Origin of the sequence: Deinococcus detaillensis, from assembly GCF_007280555.1 — a bacterium.
Lineage (GTDB): Bacteria > Deinococcota > Deinococci > Deinococcales > Deinococcaceae > Deinococcus > Deinococcus detaillensis.
The window spans coordinates 1-18,843 of sequence record NZ_VKDB01000018.1 but is presented as its reverse complement, the minus strand read 5'-3'; the positions used below and the strand labels follow the sequence as shown (position 1 = coordinate 18,843).

Genomic DNA, 18,843 nt, shown 5'->3' with positions numbered 1-18,843 from the left:
TTACGCCCAGTATTAAATTAATTAGTACGCGTTTGTCAGAAACTTAATAAAATGAAATAATATGAATTACTAAAGACTTAACTTGACAGAACCCATATAATTCAGTGTAGGGTATAGAAAACGCCGCTTCGCGTAAATCAGCTTCTCCTCTACTTAATTGTGACAGAGAGGGAAGAGCAGTTCTTGTAGGGTGGCCCGACTCGTTAAACTGACGGCGACTACAGGCTGCATGGTGCGGCTGGATGAGGAGATCCATGACTGACGCGACATTGGCCCAGGACCGCAGCCTGCGGTTGTTCAAATTTCTCGAGGAGTTCACCCAGCTCAAGTCGAAGCCCAGGCGTACCAGCGAGCAGGACGAGGTGCAGTGGCTCTATGACCTGCCCCAACAACCTGAGATCTTCAACGCTGCCCGCGCAGACGAACAAAACAGCGTAGGTGAAGTGTGGGTCGAGATCAAGAAACCCAGGTTCGTGGGAGCTCCTCTGCTCCCAGAGGGGCTGGTGCTATGGGTGCGCGGGGTACTGGACGACAGCAGACTGGCTCCGACCATCCTCGATCAGCGGGTGGTCGAGAGCGAGGTGCTGGACGATGACCTGCTGCCCAAACTCATCAAGGACACCCTCTTTCTGGATCAGCAACCCGACGTGCTGAAAACCTGGGAGGCCTACCTGAAGACCTGGCTGGCCTGGGCCACTGAGGACCACCGGGTCAAGACCGTACAGGCCGCTTACTCGAAGCTTTTCGCCGTGCATCAGAAGCTAGTGACATCCGGCGAAACCTTCGAGTTGGTGCTGGGCCTCGGCTACCTGATGTGGCGCACCCCAGGAGGATACGAAGTTAAGCGGCATTTGATGACAGCGCGAGCTTCTCTCACCTTCGATGCTCTGCAGGGCGTCATCCGCATAACAGCAGGCGGCGACGGAGCGCGCACCGTGCTGGAACAGGACATGCTCGACCCGGACCACCGCCCAGCGACCTCGGTCCGCACCCACATCGCCGACGAACTCGCCGAGAACGGGGAAGCGGTCTGGGACCATCAGACGCTGCCCGCCTTGCTGAAGACCTGGGCGAATGCGTCAGGAGAACGCGGCGAGTTCATGCCGGCTCTGGAACCGTCGCGCAATAGTAGTACCGCTCCGACCATCCACTGGGCCCCGGCCTTGGTGCTCCGCAAGCGCATTGAGCGCAGCATCACCGCTGCCTACCAGAGCATCGTGTCCCAGCTGAAGGATCACCCTGAGTTTTCCGAGGGCTTCGAGCGCTTCACGACCGAGTCGAACGCCCCAGTGATCAGCATCACTGAGAGCGAATTCGGAATCCGGGGCGGCGCGAACGAGATCTATTTTCCTCTCCCTGCCAACACCGAGCAGCGGCGCATCATCCAACACCTGAGGGTACAGCCGGGCGTGCTCGTGCAGGGACCGCCGGGTACGGGCAAGTCGCACACTATCGTCAACCTGGTCAGCCATCTGCTCGCCACCGAAAAACGGGTGCTCGTCACCAGCCACACTGCCAGGGCGCTGAAGGTGCTGCGGGAGAAGTTCCCAGCGGAACTGGCTGCCCTGTGCGTGACCCACCTGCGCGGTGAGGAGGGGTCACGGGCCACCCTGGAGCGGTCGGTACAGGAGCTGCTCCAGCGTTCGGCCTACCGGAACCCTGACGCCGAAGTCAAACAACTCGCCGCCCTGAAGGGTGGTCTGGAGCAGGCCCGCCAGAAGGAGGACGCACTCCTCGGTAAGCTGCGCGAGATCCGGCTGGCAGAAACTGAGGATCTCAATCTGTTCGGCTACACCGGCAAGGCCCAGCGTATCGCCGAGCAGCTCCAGTCCGAGGAGGACAGTTACAGCTGGCTGGAAGATCTCGGCAACCCGGGACGGGACGCACCGCTGAGTGGTGAAGAGGCTGGGCGCTTGTTGGGTCTGCTCCGCAGCATGAGCGAGACGGAGATGGATGAACTCTCGATGACGGTGCCCCCCCTGGAGTCGCTGGTGCTTCCAGAGGAGTTCGCCCGCGTGGTCTACGCCGAGCGGGGGGCGACCCAGAAGTTCGGCGAGATGCAGGAGGCCCGACAGTATCCGCATTACAACGCGGTCCGGGACGTCAGTCCTGAGACCAGAGCTGGATTGGTCGCGGCACTGCGGGCCCTAACAGGGGGCGTGGAGACGGCCCGGCGTCGTCCGGTCAGCTGGGCGCAACAGGCGGTCGAGGCAACCCTCAAAGGCCAGGCAGGTGTCTGGGATAGCCTGCTCACCTTCTCCCAGCAGCAGCTCACGGACCTGACTGCACGGGCGACCTGGCTGGAGGAGACCACCCTCGGCGGCGTCGGTGACCACGATCCGGCGACACTGAAGGCAGATGCCCAGGCGCTGTTGGAACACTTGAGGGGCGGCGGCAGCTGGGGCTGGGGACCGATGCGCCCTGCCGCTGTTCGGCAGCGCCTGTACCTCAAAGACACCGCCAGGGTGCGTGGCCGGGCGGCAGATACCCCCGAGGCTCTCCAAGAGCTGCTGGATTTTCTGGACCTGACGGCCCGCGCCAGACAGCTCGAAAGTAACTGGGCGGCGGTGGGGTTCATGCCGGTAGGAACACTGCCACTCAGACTGACCCAGCTTCAGGAGCAGCAAGACGCCCTGGCCCAGGTTCTGAAACTCAAGGACGCATTGAAGGAAGCGCAGCGGGCCGTGGGTGGCGTGGTGGGTTTACCTGAGCCGCAGTGGTGGAGGCCGGAAGAGGTCACCGCCGTAATCGCCGCCGCCCTCGCCGTGGACGCGGAACTGACCAGAGAGGCCAGCGCGCAGGTCATCGAGATGATGCGCCCGGTCCTCGACGCCCTGGCAGCCCAGCCCAGGGCCCACGACAGTGTCCGGCTGCTTCAGTCCGCCGTTGCCGGACGGGATCTGGAAAGCTATGGGCTGATGTATCTCCGCGTGCAGGACTTCTACCAGCGGCAGGCCCGCCTTCAGGACCGGCAGCGCCTGCTGGCCCAGCTCAGCGCCACGGCCCCGAAGCTGGCCGGAGAACTCGTCCGCACGGCGGCGGGCCCGGCGTGGGACGGACAGCTGGCCCAACTGGTCCCTGCCTGGCACTGGTTGCGGGCTGATGACAGGCTCACCGAACTGGCCAACCCCGATACGGAAGTCGAGATGAGAGAGCAGCTGGCCGAGTGCCGGCGCGAGATCCGCGACACCCTGGGCAATCTGGCCTCCTCACTCGCCTGGAGCAGCACCCTGAACCGGTTGACCCAGCGAGAGCAGATGGGCCTCACCCTCTGGGAGAGCGCCATGAAGAAGCTCGGGAAGGGAACGGGCAAGCACGCCGAGCGGCACCGCCGGGACGCCCGTGCCGCGCTGGAACAGGCCCGCAGTGCCATCCCGGCCTGGATCATGCCACTGCATCTGGTAGCCGAGAGCTTCACAATGACGCGCGGCATGTTCGATGTGGTGATCGTCGACGAAGCCAGTCAGGCTGGACTTGAGGCAATGTTCCTGGCGTACATCGGCAAGCAGATCATCATCGTCGGTGACGACAAGCAGATCGAGCCGGATGCCGTGATGATTGAACGGAGCAAAGTGGATGCTCTTGTGGAGCATTTTCTACACGACTTCCCTACCAAAAACATGATCGGGGCCGCCGACGCCAGCCTCTTTGGCATTGGGGAGATCGCTTACCCGCCTAAGCTGTCCCTGCGCGAGCACTTCCGCTGCATGCCGGAGATCATCGCCTTCTCCAGTCGCCTGAGTTATCAGTTCCAGCCGTTGATCGCCCTGCGTCAGTTCGGGGCCGACCGCCTGTCTCCGGTGCTGGCTCGGCATGTGGCAGACGGCTTCACCGACGGCCGGACTGGCGACAAGGTCAACGAACCTGAAGCCCGCGCCATCGTCGATCAGATCAAGGCCTGCATCGCCGACCCCAGGTACAAGGACAAGACCTTCGGGGTGATCAGTCTGCTGGGCAGCAGACAGGCCGATCGGATCGCCACGCTGCTGCGCTCAGAATTGCCAGAGACAGAGATCGAGCGCCGCCGCCTGGACAGTGGCGATGCGTACAGCTTCCAGGGTGACGAACGCGACGTGATGTTCCTGAGTATGGTCACCAGCCCTACGGAAGGCAAATTGGAGATTCTGAAGACTGACGCGAAGTTCCAGGCCCGCCTGAACGTCGCAGCCAGCCGAGCACGCGATCAAATGTGGCTGTTTCACTCCGTTGAGCTGTCCGATCTCAAGCCGGACGACCTGCGTGCTCAGCTTATCTCGCACTGTCAGAATCCTGATCTGGGCGTGAGCAAGCCGCTTGATCCGGCGCATATTCAGAGGCTGACCGAAGAGGCCAAGCGTCCGAACCGGGGAAGCTACAAACCGCCGAAACCCTTCGACAGCTGGTTCGAGCTGGACGTTTACCTCGACATCGCCGGACGCGGCTACCGGGTGCTGCCGCAGTATGAGGTCAACGGATACCACATCGATCTGGTGGTCGAGGGCATGAAAGGTAAACTGGCGGTCGAATGCGACGGTGACTACTGGCACGGCCCGGACGCCTATGACGCCGACCTGCAACGCCAGCAGACCCTGGAACGGGCAGGGTGGACCTTCTGGCGGGTGCGCGGCAGCACCTATTTCCGGGACCGGCACTCGGCGCTCGAAGACCTGTGGCAGACCCTGGAGCGCCAACGGGTGTTTCCCGACGGGGACGAACGCAACCGGGAAGCTGTGGCCGAGGTCGAGCCAGCCCCGCTTCCGGATGAGCAGGGTGCCGTCTCTGCGCTCAAAGTCCTGACAACGTCCGCCACACCAGACCTCGAGTCCGTTCCAGTCGAGCCTGAACCCGAAGGAACTGCTCAGCCGCCCGTGTATCTCACCTACACACTCAGGGCGGACCGGGGACTGCTGGCCCCGTACCGGGAGTGGCCCATGCGGACCCTACCGGACCCGCGTTTGGCGACCCACGAGGAGGTGCTGCACGGCCTCAAGGAGATCGTGGCTGCCGAAGGGCCGATGCCCTGTCACCGGGCGTACAAGCTGTATGCCCGGGCCGCGGGCCTCAGTCGGGTGGGCAAGGACATCCAGTCGGCCCTCAACAAGGTGGTCGCGTATGGCCTCCGGCAGCAGGCGTTCCAGCAGGTGGACGAGTGGAACAGAGCAGGACAGATCGACAAGGTTATTAGGGTCAGGGATACCCCGCCAGTGCGGCTGCGTGAACGCGGTCCGAGAGACTTCGACGAGGTGCCACCCATGGAACTGGCGGCCCTGATCCAGAGCCTTCTGGACCGGGGCGATCATGCGCCAGATGAGCCACTGGCCCCCGAACCGATCTTCCGAACCGTGCTGGCAGCTTACGAAGGTCAACGGTTGACACCCAAGGTTCGGCAGTCTCTGGAGCGGGCGGACGTTCTGCGAGAAACGGCCCCGGCCTTGTTCTGAGCGTCTTGCCACTCAGCGCGACCGGGATTCTCCAAAAGTGATTCCCAGCATCTCGGCAGGTTACACCTGCCGCATGCGTTGTGTTGGCTTGACTTCAGTCAACTCTGGTGACCCAGTCACGAAACACGCTGCTCTGGGAGACCGTCATCTAGGGTCTGATGCCAGTCCACTACCGAGGCTACGGCTCGACTTTTCACCCAGTATGCCGCTCCTCGACGTCATCTATTGACGCGTCCAGCGGGTCATCAAGTGGTCAGGCAGTGACGCAGCTGTTCTCCATACTTCCAGACATGACCCCCTCCTTCCTGCCGGTGCCGTCACCGTTCACGCTACAAGGCCACGCCGCCGCAGTGTGGCAGCAAGCGGAGCGGGCAGAGTTACAAGCCCAACTACAGGCTGACGCGCGTCGTCTGGTCATGCCGGCAGCGCTCCGTGCGGCCCAGTACGCCGCGCAAACTGCGCAGGAAGCATACATCTGTCTGACGCGGGTGCTGGCCCATGACGAGGACGCCGACCCCCAGGATGATCTGATTGGCGATCTCCAGGAACTTCCTGTGAACGTTCTGGACCACCCCGAAGCTGGGTTCGGTGCTGACTTTGATCTCGACGACGTGGACGACGGCACGGATCTCCGGGAGCCCTGGACCGCGCCGCAGCAGCTCAGCTGGCGTGACCGGGCCCGTACCTTCGCCCTCACCATTGCTGTCCGCTACGACTGGTTTGCTGGTGTCGAGTGCTTGACCGACGTGCTAGCGCGGCCCCGCTGGGGTCAGCTGCATACCACCATCGAGCGTCTCATTCAAAGTGGCATGACCCCTGAGGAGTTCGAGATGGCGTTCACGCTGCGCGCGCTGTTTCGCGACCATCCTGAACTCAATGTCACGCCGTGCCGGGAGCTCTACCGCTCGGTGTACGACACTCCCCTGCTACGTTGGGCCACCGCCCTCGATCTGGCACGGCGGTTTCCTGGTCATGACGTCGACTTGCTGCTGACCCGGGTGGTAGAGGTTTGTCGCAATTACCCAGAGCACCGGTACGTCTGTTGGTCCGAACGGATCACCTTGCTGCTCGAAGGTTTTCCTCAGGGTGTCGACAGCGATTACTGGCTGACCGTGCTGGAGGAGGAATAACCGTGGCTTTTTCAAATCTGCCCGTCACAGGCGCTCTGGTGTACTGCCGCGCCACCCAGCAAACGGGACAGGTACAAGGGAAGGGAATCAATGAAGAACGGCTCCGGGTACGCTTCGCCTCAGGGGTACAGGAAAAATGGCTGTGGGAAGTGTCGTGCGGCCTGCAACCGGGCCAACTGGTGCTGCACGGTCCGCAGGGTGCCCTGAGCGGACTGGGCGAGGGCCGGGTCATCACCACCCGGACCCTTGGCGAGCGCGAGCAGGTCCTAGTCGAGTTCCACACCAGTGCCGAACGCCGCTGGTTACCCTGGACAGCGCTGCAGGCAGTGACCGCCCCGGAAGAGCAGGCCCGTAAACAACGGCGTCCCGCTGCAGCGCCGCTCCCGAACGGTTCGGCGGAGCGCTTTCGACTGCGTCAGCTGGGCCGGGCCTTAAGACATTGGCATGGACTGACGGGCACACTCGCCCAGGTGGATATTGATCCGTTGCCGCACCAGATTCATCTGGTCCACCGCATTCTGACCTCCGGTACCCTCAGCTGGATGATTGCTGACGACGTCGGCCTGGGCAAAACCATTGAAGTCGGTTTGCTGCTGGCTGCGGCGCGCGCCCGGGGTGTTCGGCGGGTACTTTTGTGCGTGCCGGCAGGCTTAACGCGGCAATGGCAACAGGAGCTGCGTGAGCGCTTCGGTATGCGCGAAGCGGTGATCTACGGTGAAGATTTCACCATCAGTGATCCGGCCCAGTGGCGGCTTTACGACACCGTGATCGCCAGCATGGACCGCCTCAAGGCCGAGGGACACCTCGAGTTGGTGCAGCAAGCGCCACGCTGGGATCTGGTGGTCTTTGACGAGGCCCACCGCCTGACGCGCGCCCAGTACGGTCTGAAACTCAGCGCCTCGGAGCGCTACCGCCTGGCTCAAACGCTGCGGAGCCATGCCGACGATCTGCTGCTTCTGACTGGTACACCCCACCAGGGCAAGCTTGACCGCTTCGAGGCGCTCCTCGAGCTGTTGCGGCCTGGCAAGATCTGGCGTGAACGCATTCAAAATCTGCGTGCCCAACCGGAGATTCTGGCCGATATGATCATTCGCAACCGAAAAGCGGATGTCACGGACGCAGACGGTCAGTTTCTGTTTCGCGGCAAAGTGACGCGTTCGGTGAGCGCGGTTCTGGGAGAGCCGGAACGGAGGTTTGAGCGGGCGCTTGGCGCGTACTTGCAGCGGGGCTATACCGCCAGCCGAAACGCCCGGCAGCCTGGCAGTCAAACCTCACTGGCCATTGGCTTCGTGATGACCGTCTACCGCAAGCTCGCGGCATCGAGTTTGGCGGCCATCGAAATGGCCCTACGCCGCCGCCTAGCCCGTCTCGAGGGCCGACTTGAGGAGGTGGCCCCGACGACAACTGGAGTCGAACATGAGGACACTCCGGAACACGACGCCAATGTGACTGGCGGCGCGGAATTCTTTCAAGGTGAGCACCAGGACTTGCAAGACCTGATTGACCAAGTCGCGGGCCTGCGGGCTGGAGAAGCCAAACGCCGCGCCCTGCTGGAGAGCGTCATTCCGCAAATTCTGGCTCAAAATCCCCAGGAGCGCGTGTTGATCTTCACCGAGTACCGCAGCACCCAGGATGATCTGGTGGCTGCCCTCTCGGCTCTGGGCCCGGTGGACGTGATCCACGGCGGGCAGACCATGGAGCAGCGCCGCAGCGCCATTGAACATTTTGAAACAGCTGGGCAGTTTCTCGTTTCTACCGAAGCGGGCGGTGAGGGCTTTAATTTGCAGGCCCGCTGCCACATTCTGGTGAATTACGACTTGCCCTGGAATCCGATGCGGCTGGTGCAGCGCGTCGGCCGGCTCTACCGCTACGGCCAGACACAGACGGTGGTCACCCTCAACATGGCGCAGGAAGGCAGCCTCGACGATGACATCCTGACGCAGATGTACCGCCGGCTCGAAGCGGTGGCCCGTGATCTCGCCAGTGTCAGCGGTGAGTACCGTGAGGGACTTCAGGAGGACATCCTCGGCCAATTGGCCGCCGCCCTCGACGTCAGTGCGGTTCTGGAAGACGCCCGAACTTATGCGGCGCAGCGCACGCAGGAACGGCTGGAGGAAGCCCTGAGCCGCGCGCGTGAAGCAGCCAAGCAGCAAGAAGCCCTGCTCCGCTACGCCAGCGGCTTTGATCCGCAGGGCATGGGTCAGGAATTGCCGCTCACCCCGCATCACTTGCGCTCATTCGTCGAAGGGATGTGCCGACAGCTGCATATTGAGCTGCGGGAGCAGACACACGCAGGACGGGTCTGGTCGTTGCGGTTACCGGAGGAGGTGCAGCAAAGTGCCCATCAGCGGGCCAGCCTCCGCGTGACGTTCGACCGCGCCCTCAGCCGCAAGCTGCCCGGCGTGCAGTTGCTGGACGGCTCGTCTTCCCTGCTTCAGCACCTGTTCGACGTTTCTGACAGTTACGTTTTCAAAGGCCATGTCGCCGCTGCGAATCTGCCGACCACGCTCTGCGCAGAGTTGGCGTGGAATGACAATCTGGGTCGGCGACTTCACCAGCGCTTCGTGGCCGTGCAGGCCGAGGCCCTCAACCCTGCCGCTTTCGCCGACTTTCTTCTTCACCCGGCTGCGGACGCCCCTCACTCCAGTCTGGCGCTGCCGATGGAAGCATTGGTGGCTGCTCTTCAGCGCCGTCTGTCACAAGAAGCCAGCGAAACTGTTCAGCCTGGAAGCCTGCGAATCACTGGCATGGCCTTGGGTTGAAGGGAGAAGCGCTCTTCCAGTCTCAACTTTTTTTGCGGTGAACTGAACCGAAGACTGGACTTCAGTCGGCTTCAAGTCATCCGTTGGAGACAAGGCTGGTGCTGCTCAACAAATCGGCATATCAAAGGGTTTGAAATATATGAGAAAGAGATTTTGGCTATGCTCATGTCTGTATCTACCTCTCCTTTCGCCCACATTCTTCTCACCCACAAGGCTGGCTTCCATTGAAACGTAGGAATATTGGCCTTGAAATCGGCGCGGTGCTTTTGCTCAGTGGTTCCCTGGCCGGCGCTCAAAGCGCCGCTCCCCCTGTCGATCAGGCGTACTTGCAGCAGCAGTCCAATCAGCTCTATAGCGCTATCGAGCAAGCTGTCAAGTCCGCAGGCGGCGACCTTAATCAACAGCACCTTCATCTGGTCTTTGCGTTTAGCACTGGGCATTTTGCCAAAGATCCACTGATGGCAGAAGCAGCGCGGGAAGTCGCCTCGAATGTCGCAGCCGCCCACCTCGTCAGTGGTGACCAGCTCAGCGGCTATGCCTGGGAGATGAACGTGTGGCCCCACAAAGGCAGCGCCCTGAATCCGCTGACGGTTGGCGTAGACCGCAGCGCCATGCGCGCTTCGTTTCAGGATCTGTGGCCGCGCTCGCCTCAGGCCGGCAGTAACGGCGGCCACGACACGGAAGCGGTGATTTCCCAACTCACCGACCGCCTCAAGGGGAAGCAGGACGCAGTCATCGTGCTGCTGACCAACTCGGCCGCCAGTGTGGCTGGCACTCGGGATCAGCGGACATTGGGCGAGAACAGCGCCCCATACCGGGCCGCCCTCGCCAACTGGACCCGGGTGCGGACCAGCAACACCACTGGCGCTTCCGTGCAGTTGGGGGTGATGCCAGACCGGCCAGAGCGCACCTTCGACGCAGTGATCGTGGTGCCCAAAGCGTTTAATGGCGCAGCGCTCGGCAGCAACCGGACGGCTCTGCTCAGCGAGCAGGTACAAGCACCTGTGCGCTCAGGGCTGCCCTGGTGGCTCTGGGTGGTCGCTGCGGCCGTGCTCACGGCACTGGCCCTGCTCCTGATCCGCATGCGCAACAATCGCCCGGCTGTCACTGGCAGTGCAGACAGTCAATCCATGGGACCTCCCGTTCGCACGCCAAAGGGCGGCAGCGCCTGGAAACTCAAGGTTGGTGACCGCAGCTTTCAGGTGAACGACGTCAAACCCGGCGAAGTCCTCTGCGTGCTGTGCGGTCCCGGTTACCCGGTAGGATCGTCGGCCGGTCAGTATGTCGTCTTGAACGCGCCGGAACTTCCCTCCTTGAAACTGCTGACCGTGACCCGGGAGAAGCAGGGCCTGAAGCTGACGCCGGAGAGTGACGCGGCGCTCGGTGGGGACCTGCCGGCAGTGCTGCCGCTGCGCAACGCAGAGTACCGTGCCCGCCTGAGTGGCCGCGCGTCAAGACAAAACCTTCCGCCTAAGCCATATCAATCTGAAATCGTCCTCACGCTGGAGAGCTGACCATGACCATGTCCAACACCAAACCTGTCGACCTAACCAAAACGCTTGTTATCGGCCTGGGAAGTACCGGCACTCAGGTCTGCAACGGCATCCTGCGCCGCCTGGAGTGGGAATTCGGTTCGGCCAATCATGCTCCCTGGGTGCAGTTCATGGCGATCGAGACTAATAACAACGAGCCCACAGCTTTGAGACAACGTGGCGATTTCTTGTCTATCGGCCTGGATACCCAAGCCTACGGACAGCTTCTCGAAGATCCCCAAAACAGCAAGATCAACCTCGGCAGTTGGGCAGACATGCCTACTTTGCGGAAACTGAAAAATACTATCGGTGGAGCAGGAAATATCCGTATGGTAGGTCGGCTGACCTTCCTGACAGACCCGAATTTCAGCAAAGTGAAACGAGGCCTGCTCGACCGACTTGGTACTTTGCGCGATCTGTCTGCAGCGGAGGCCTTTCAGACGCGCGGGCCCCTAGTCGATGGCTCTAATCCTCAGATCCAGTGGGGTTCAGGCGGTCAAATTCGGGTCTTCGTGGTAGGCACTTTGTGCGGTGGCACATGCAGCGGTCTGGCACCAGACTTCGGCTACTTTCTGCGCACTGGTCTGGTTAGAAAAGATGAAAAGATCATCGGTATTTTCACCCTGCCGCACGAAAACCTGACGTCCGTTACGGCCTCAAATGCTAGCCGACTCAAGCGCAATGCTTACCATGCTCTGCTCGAACTTAACCACTATCATCAGGCTGACGCCGATACACTACCGCCGATCAAATATCCTGATGATAAGTCCGCTGATCTTCGTACCGAGCCTTATGATCTGCCTTATCTGGTCTCACCTTCATCCCCCACCAAACTTGGCGAGAAAGAACTCAACGAACTGGTCTCAGATCGTATCTTTATGAACATCGTTAGTCCAGATGCGGACCCAATCAGTATTGCGGCAGATGCGCCACTTCCAGATCGAGATCATCAAGCACACGTCTTTAACACCTTTGGCCTTTCAGTAGTGGAGTTTCCTGCTCCGCAAATTACGGAAGCGGCCTCCAAAAAGCTCCTCCACGGTGCGTTGGACAGCTGGCAAGCCATGAAATCAGGTCGAGCCCAAGACCTCACCACTGGCCTGGGGCTCGACTGGACGGCGCTGGTCGGTAGCCTCTTGCAGCGCCCCACGGAAGAATGGCAGTCCGAGGTGGTCAAAGACGCCGTGGATCAGATTGGGGAAGGCAAACCCGACTTTTCAAAACTGGACCGCGCCCTGGGTGAGGTCCGTCAGCAGGTGGGCCCGGGTGGCGGCCTGTCCGACCGGTTACGGGCCCACCGAGATCAGGTGGTCGAGACCATCTATCTGAAATTCCAGCAGCACGCCCAGCAGGCCTTGCTCGACCGGACTTACGGGCCGCAGGTGCTGACCACGGAAGTCGAAGGCCTGCTGGCCTACTTGCAGCAACTCCATGACGCTGCCCGGGAATATGCCGGTGTGGCTCAGGCAGAAGCCGGGGACGCCTGGAAGGATGTAGACGACGGTGTGGCCCAGCTCAAGGCCGCGCTGAAGCGTAAAAGCTTGCTCAACCCGAACCGCGCCAGTATCGACAAGGCTCAAGCTGAGCTTCGCCGTGCTATCCGTGAGTTTGCCAAAATTCAGGTGGAGTCCAGCGTCCACGCCAGCATCCAGACCCACCAAGCCTACGGCACCATTGATCTGGGAGTCGCCGAAAAGCTGCAGCGTCTCCTGCAACGGGTGCTCGCCAACCTCAAGGGGCTCGACGCCCGGATCACCGCCCAGAAGAACAAACTCTACGCCGACAGTCAGGCACGGGCCTCCGATCTGCCTCCCATCAATGGCCTGGTCTTGCTTGAACCGCGCACCACCGTGTTGGAGGAATACCGCCGGGCGCTGGAAGCCAACAAGCAGAGCAGCGTCGAGCATCTCGACAATATCGAGGCCCGCTTCTACCACGAGATCATCTCGAGCTGGACCGACCTGCCCAATGCCGTCGTGCCACCGCTGAACCAGATCGGGAATAGCTGGATCAGCGCGACCTTTGACATTCGGGGCGAGCACTTGATTCCCGAGAGCGATTACCAGAAGCTACTCCGAATCGCCATACAGCCATTCGTCACGATTCTCGCGCAGGAGAACGTGATCGAACGGGTCATGCGTGACCGCCAAACTAACCCGGCGATGGAGAGCAAGATCCGCGCCGCCGCTGAACAGGCCCAACCGTTCTTAACCTTGAACCGTAGCCGGGCCGAGGAGGGCAACCGCAGCCCAGTGATGCATCGGCAAGCCCTACTGACGCCGACCCGGACCAATCCGACCATGGAATCGGAATTCACACAGCTGGTGGGCGGAGTATTTTCCTCTTCAAACACGGTCTATTTGACGTCGCCAGATCCGACCCGGGCGCTTTTCCTGGAAGAGTACTTCCGTTTCCCGCTGCGCGGACTTGATCAGGTCCTCGGCGACGGGGGATTACAAAGCGCGGAGTGCAACGACTTCCCCACGTTCCACACCCGCCGCGACGTCAACTGGTACGGTCTCTCCAAGCGCGAAGGACAGTTGCTGGCCCAGGCGCAGGAGGTGCTGATCCTCGGCGTCATTCTCGGTGAGATCACAGTTCAGGACGGTCTGCGCATTCCCTGGACCATCACCGGCTTCGGCGACCGGGACTTCCGCCTCCTTCCCACCAACTTGCCGGAAGCAGCGCGAATCCTGGCAAGGGGTGAACAGGACAAAGACGGTTACAGCATGATTGGAGCCCTACCGACCATTCAAGCCAAAATTGAGCAACACTGGAAACGCTACGACATTCCGATGGACGAGAGCAGCCAAGCGTTTATCGGGCACCTCGAAATGAAGCTCAAAGAGTTCTATCGCCAGGGCCGTGCTGGTCAGATCCAGGGCTGGGGTGACGAACTCTGGACAGGCGAGCATCTCTTGAAATACACCGCCAAGCACGCGCCGCTGCAAGGCGCTGCCAGCAAAGTGTACTGGCCCCCAGCGGCAATCATCAATTCACTGACCTTCAGGCAAGGCCAGACTGGCCCATGGAACGGCGAAGTTCCCGAGGATGGGCTTTACTGCACCAAATGTGGCGGCAAGATCGGTACCACTCCTGAAGACGCTGCACAGAACGGATGGCGCTGCTTTATCGACTCGACTCACGTCTACAGGCGGTAAGTCGCAGTGAATGCTTCTATCTTCTGGCCCAGCAATCCACTGATCGACGTGTTGCTGCTTTTGATCGCCGCACTTTTTCTCTACGGTCTCTGGCTGTCTTTGCAGGCGCTGAGAACCGTAAAGGCCGAGCGACAGGCCGCTCAGGAGATCGTCAAACTGCCAGGATTGATGCTTGACCCTGGCAGCCTTGTTCTTCAACTCGGGAAAAACCAGGACCGACTTGCCGGACAGTTGCTGCGCTCAATGCTTGACCAACAGGGACTGGCCTTTGCCCGGCCAGCTGATGTGCTTGAGCCTGTGCTGGACACCGCCGCACGCCTTATCGCTCCGGCCCGCACCGTTCCCAACCTGCTGCTGCTTTTCGGCTTGATCGGCACCGTCGTAGGGCTGGCCTATACGCTCAGCAGTCTTGGGCCGCAGATTCAAGACGCGATCAATGCTGGCGATCCTAAAACGGTTGCCCAGAGTCTGGGGGTGACCCTCAAGCAGATGGGCGGGGCGTTCGCCGGGACCCTCTGGGGCGTCACCACCGCCTTTATCTTGCAGGCCATCAATGCTGTTGCGGGTCTTCAGGCCGAGCAGCTCGCCGGTGACTTGGACCGGGTCTCCTTACAATTCGCGCCGATGATCTACCCCGCCAGCAGCGAGAAGCAGGTCGCCAGCCTGAGCGACCTCGTTCGGCGAAGTGAAGTCTTCCTGGCCGACACGCAATCGAAGATCGCGGCCACCAGCGAACAGTTCGCTCAAGTGCTCAAGGATGCTGGCGGCGTCATTCAAAAGAGTCTGGAGACGCTGGAAGTCACATCAAAAGGGATCTCCGAAGCTCTGCAGCGGGCCAGCAGTGACGTTCGGCAAAGCAGTGAGCACCTGACCCACGCCGTGAACGCCATCAAGGACCATCAGCAGGATTTCCGCAACATCTACAGCGCCTTCAGCGAGATGTTCGACAAATCGATGCAGGCCCTCAAGCTGCACTCGGACGGAGAACTCAAAGAAATCCGTGAGTTGCAGGCCGCCTTCGGCAATTCAGGCGCTCAAATCGTGCAGGAGATCTTCAAGTCAACCGAGAAGATGAACCAGGTCAGCCAGGATCTGGCCAGGGGCGAGGCCGCCTACCTTCTGGGAACGCAGGGCGTCACCACCAGTATCAAGGCAGGGTTCGATCACCTCGGGACCCAGATCGGGGACACACTGAGTACCTATACCAGAGAGGTCAATGTGGTCAGCTCCAAATTAGAGGGTCTGCAAGAAACGCTCGGCGCGTCCCAGACGTCCACGACGTCACTTGAACGGACTCTGCGGGCCAAAGACGATGCGGAGCGCACCCGTATGAAAGACCAGTTGCAAAGCGAACAGACGCTGATGGTGGCCACCGCCCGCCTGACCACGACACTCGAACAGCTCAGCCCCGTGATGACCAGGCTACAAGACAGCCCGAACCAACTGGTAGAAGCCCTCAGCGCCCGACAAGAACAATTGGCCGAGAGCTGGCGTAATCAGCAGGAGCACGCCCAGGCCCTCCTTTTGAGGGCTACCCTCGAGACACACGAACACTTGGAGCATCTGCTTGGTGCCCTTGGCACGAGGGTTGAGCAAGCAGCTCAGAAGCAGGCTACAGAACACGAGGATCAGGCCCGGGTTAAAGAACTGGTGCTGTTGGCTACGGGCCAGCTCGATCAACTGACCGAGACCAATAAGGCCATGCGAGGCATCAGTCAGCAGCTTCAATATCAAAGCGAGGTTGCCGAGCAGCGCCGGACTCAAACAGATCCAGAACGCGAGGCCCTCCAAGGCGTCCTTGAGCACCACCGTGAATCAGCGTTGCGGGTGATCCATCTGCTCGAGGCGCTGCCTGGACAGCTGCAGACGGCCGATTTGGTTCACGTTCAGGGTCAGCTGACCAGCACGTTAGACCGTCTGCTGGCTAGTCTTCATGATCTGCCGGCGCACCTTCCTCAGGAAGGCCAACCCGCATGACGCGGCGGCTGCGTCATGGACGCGAGGAGCTCAATCCTTATGTCGCCTTGACGGACACCACCTTAAACCTCGTTTTGGTGATGGTGTTCTTCGTGGCGGCCCTCACCGCCGTGGGGCGGGTGAGCTGGGACGATATCCGCTACAAGGACGCTCAAAAAGAATTTGCCAAGGCGGTTAAGCAGCTGATCGCCGTGGATCAGCGGCCAGTACCCAACGTCAGCAAAAACGATCCGCCGGGAACGCAGCGCTGGGTCTTTGCCAACAGCGTACTGTTTACGCCTGGAACAGCAGCTCTCAGTTCGGCTGGCCAAGCCACCCTGGACCGCTTCGCGCTGGCACTGCGGAAAAATGCCAACACCTGGAGACGCATCCGGGTGGAGGGTCATACCCAGCCCACCCTGGCGGCAAAAGCCGATCGCTGGGAAGACGCCACCAATCGCGCCGCCGCCGTGGCGCGCTTTTTGGTCAACAGCGGCGGTATTCCTCCGTATTTCATCGCCACCGCTGGGCGCGGCGGCCAGGATCCGCTCAAAAATCTGGCCCTCAACAATCCAGCGCATGCCCGAATCGAAATCGTTCTGGAATACGCCAAGAGTGCGGCGGATCTCAAATCCAAGGTCGGGCCATGAACCCTTGCCCGAACTGTGCCCGCCCCACAGGGGTGAGCGAGCTGCATTGCCCCATCTGCGGTGAGGTGCAGCTCGCCCTTCCTGTTGAGACGCGCCTCTACCACCGTTACCGCACGCTCCGGGCGCTGCGTAGAACCGAGGGGGGCCTCAGCTACCTCGCTGAGGACGAAACGCATCAGCGGCAGGTGCTGCTCTTGGAGTTCTTTCCTGTGGGCTCCCGGCGCTTGGGGACGTTGGCCATCTTGCCTGAGGGATCGGACGTTCGGCGCACAGCCTGGACCGCGCTGCTGCAGCAGCGCACTGACCGGACTGACGCTCATCTGCAACGGCCACACCAGGTCTTCGAGCAGCACGGCACCCACTACGCAGTTACGGCCTTGCCGCTTGGCGAGTCGCTGCAAGAACGGGTGCAAAGCGGCAAGCGCTTGGACGCTGGGGAAGCGCTCAACGTCCTGACCGCACTCGCCCAGGGACTGCAGGACTTGCAGCGCCACGGCCGAATTGACGGCCAACTGGGACCACACCGCGTCAGCCTCTTGCCGTCTGGCGCTCGGCTTGACCTGGGCTGGGCTGAAGAAGCTGCTGCGCCCTACTGGGCACCTGAACAGCTGCTCTCTCCGCCGCGTACCGGGCCGGCCAGTGATGTTTATGCGCTGGCGGCCCTGACGCTGTTTGCCTTAACCGGGGAGGTGCCCCCCACCGCCGGGCAACGCGGCCTAGGGCAGCCACTGCCGGTGTTGCCGACGGGCGTGCCGGCGTTGCTGCGTCAGGCCATCGAGCAGAGCCTCATTCTGAACAGTGCCGAGCGCTTGCCGGACGCTGCGGCGTTGCTCAGGCTGCTCAGTGTGGGTCCAAGTGCAGGGTCTCTCAGCCAGCCAGGGTCAGCGCCAGCTACTGCGGTCAGGATCATCCCGGCCCACCGTAGCTGGCTGACCCATCTTCACAGTGACGGTCAGCGTATTGTGACGGCTGGTGCCGATCTCCGGTTGCGGGTGTTTGACCGAGAAGGCCAGCCGCTGCAACAGCTTGATGGTCTACAAGGCAATCCGGTAGGGGTGTGGATCACGGATGAAGGCCTTGTGGCGGGAGACGACTCCGGAACCCTGAGCGTATGGTCTGGAAACTCCTTGCGCTCTGAGCGTGGCCTACACCGAATCACGCATCTGGTGGTCCGGGGGAAGCACCAAGCGGTCACGATTCAAGACGACGGTGCGCTCGGCGTCTGGAATGTCCTCGGTCCCCGGCAGCTCGGCCAGGTTCCTGGACAACCCGGCCGCCTTGTCACACTGCATGTCAGTCACGACGACACCTTGATTCTGGGCACCGGTGACGGCCAACTGCAGCTGTTCAATGAGGCGGCCCTGCACGCCACTGTTCTCTGGCAGCACCCTGAGCGCCGAACCATCAACGCTGTCGACTCAGCGCCGTCTGGATTCGGGCTCGTCGCGGCGGCAACTGGAGGGAGTGTCACACTGGTCGATAAGGGCCGCGCCGTCCTCACGCTGGCATTTCGGGAGGAAGTAAGCGCGCTGGCATTCTCACCCGGCGGCACTGCACTTGTGGCGGCCGGACGCTCCGGGGGACTGTACCTCACGGTCTTGCAAGACCCTCAGCCCCGACTCTTGTACCGCTCTTCAGCCCCGCTGCGGGTCGTCTGTTGGATGGACGAAGACTTGCTGCTGTGCGGCAATGAAGCGGGTCAGTTACTGATGGTACCGGTGCCCGCAGGATCTTAACTACGTATTCCGTTCTTACGCGCGGATGGCGCATTGCCGGGAATACATACTGTGCAACCAAATCTTGAGCATGAAGCTCACAGTCCTTCAGATGCTTTGATCTGCTGCCAGAGCGTCATGCAGCTTGATTTTCAGGCCGCACATCCATGGCTCTACTGGGCTGCGGCGGATCGTGCTTGAGGGCTGTCCCGGCCGGGACAGCCCAATCTACTTTTGAGCTCAGTACCACGTCTTTTTGCCCAGCACGAGAGTCCGCATTTTTCACGGGCAATGGACCAACTGGCCGAGCCGCTGTTCCCGGTAACCTTCAAAGCGTGGCGGGCGCTCCACAGCGTATGACCCCGCCGGTCTTCTTGGCGGTGGACATCTCCAACCTAGCAGCCCGGGCGTATCACGCCGTTGCCAGGGGGCAGGAGGGCAACTTTTACGGTTTGGCAAAGCACCGATTGATGACGATGCAGCGAACATTGATGAGGCAAGTCGAACCCATCCGGCT

Annotated in this window: 9 protein-coding genes; all 9 read left to right on the top strand. The window is 61.3% G+C overall.

Features of this window, described 5'->3' with window-relative positions; genetic code table 11:
• The first annotated feature begins 254 nt into the window (after positions 1-254).
• Complete coding sequence (locus tag FNU79_RS14030) at positions 255-5,420, top strand: AAA domain-containing protein (RefSeq protein WP_185974724.1); 5,166 nt, start codon at positions 255-257, stop codon at positions 5,418-5,420.
• Positions 5,421-5,710: 290 nt separating this feature from the next.
• Entirely contained in the window at positions 5,711-6,550 is an 840-nt protein-coding gene (locus FNU79_RS19165) for a hypothetical protein (RefSeq protein ID WP_185974723.1), read from the top strand.
• Between the two features lie 2 nt (positions 6,551-6,552).
• Positions 6,553-9,312 carry a helicase-related protein gene (locus tag FNU79_RS14025; RefSeq protein ID WP_185974722.1) on the top strand — a complete coding sequence of 920 codons (2,760 nt, stop codon included), beginning with the start codon at positions 6,553-6,555 and terminating at the stop codon, positions 9,310-9,312.
• 224 nt (positions 9,313-9,536) lie between these two features.
• Positions 9,537-10,826 (top strand): hypothetical protein, encoded by a 1,290-nt coding sequence (locus tag FNU79_RS14020; protein ID WP_143721434.1) that lies wholly within the window; start codon positions 9,537-9,539, stop codon positions 10,824-10,826.
• 2 nt (positions 10,827-10,828) lie between these two features.
• Complete coding sequence (locus tag FNU79_RS14015; RefSeq protein ID WP_143721433.1) at positions 10,829-14,005, top strand: tubulin-like doman-containing protein; 3,177 nt, start codon at positions 10,829-10,831, stop codon at positions 14,003-14,005.
• Positions 14,006-14,011: 6 nt separating this feature from the next.
• Positions 14,012-15,982 carry a coiled-coil domain-containing protein gene (locus FNU79_RS14010; RefSeq protein WP_143721432.1) on the top strand — a complete coding sequence of 657 codons (1,971 nt, stop codon included), beginning with the start codon at positions 14,012-14,014 and terminating at the stop codon, positions 15,980-15,982.
• Positions 15,979-16,611, top strand: a complete 633-nt coding sequence (locus tag FNU79_RS14005; RefSeq protein ID WP_143721431.1) for an OmpA/MotB family protein — start codon at positions 15,979-15,981, stop codon at positions 16,609-16,611. Before FNU79_RS14010 ends, FNU79_RS14005 begins: the two co-directional genes overlap by 4 nt.
• On the top strand, positions 16,608-18,347 hold the full coding sequence (locus FNU79_RS14000) for a protein kinase family protein (RefSeq protein WP_143721430.1): 1,740 nt from the start codon (positions 16,608-16,610) through the stop codon (positions 18,345-18,347). Before FNU79_RS14005 ends, FNU79_RS14000 begins: the two co-directional genes overlap by 4 nt.
• A 314-nt stretch (positions 18,348-18,661) precedes the next feature.
• Positions 18,662-18,843: hypothetical protein (locus FNU79_RS19480; RefSeq protein WP_225430077.1), on the top strand; the 182-nt coding region annotated here is incomplete at its 3' end.